This is a genomic window from Synechococcus sp. R55.2, assembly GCF_047462075.1.
In the GTDB taxonomy this organism is placed as follows: Bacteria; Cyanobacteriota; Cyanobacteriia; order Thermostichales; family Thermostichaceae; genus Thermostichus.
Genome location: NZ_JANSIH010000288.1, coordinates 1 through 628 on the forward strand (window position 1 = coordinate 1; position 628 = coordinate 628).

Below are 628 nucleotides of genomic sequence, written 5' to 3' on the forward strand. Positions count from 1 at the left end.
CCGCGATAAGTACAGCGACACAACTCCTATCGCGAGAACGATAGGGGTCGGCAACATTTCTTCTGATTCTCAGTCGCTTTCGATACGCTGACGAACGTCCGTGAACTTACCGTTTCCACATCTTATGGTGAGATCGATCACCTTACTGAAGACTCATAAGAAGAATGTCATCTAAGTCGATACTTGCTCATCTATATCTATGGAGCTATGATCACGGTGCGTTATACTCTTCAAGACGTAAAAAAAGAGCGACAGAGCATGATGCTCTGTCGCTCCACTGGTAGCGGCGGCAGGATTCGAACCTGCGACCTTCGGGTTATGAGCCCGACGAGCTGCCACTGCTCCACGCCGCGTCGGCATTTAATAATATAGCAGTTTCACTGTGGATTGTCAAGAGAGTTTTCTTCCGCTTCGCTGCAATGGATTGTTGTGTGTTCGAGAACATTCAACGTCGATCCAGACCGCTCTCTCACGAGCAGGGGTTTTCAACATTCTCGGTGTTCAGTTGTGTGTTCGCCAATGAACGATGTACGCCACAAACCTCCGGCAACCCTTTGTATGCACGATGAGGGCAGGTACCAGACCTGCCCATCTTCTGCGCGCACAACAGATGTGATTGGAGCGAGTT

Annotated in this window: 1 tRNA gene; it reads right to left on the bottom strand. The window is 49.7% G+C overall.

Features of this window, described 5'->3' with window-relative positions:
• Positions 1 to 278: 278 nt before the first annotated feature.
• Positions 279 to 353: transfer RNA gene (locus NW838_RS09415), tRNA-Met, on the bottom strand.
• Positions 354 to 628: the final 275 nt, after the last annotated feature.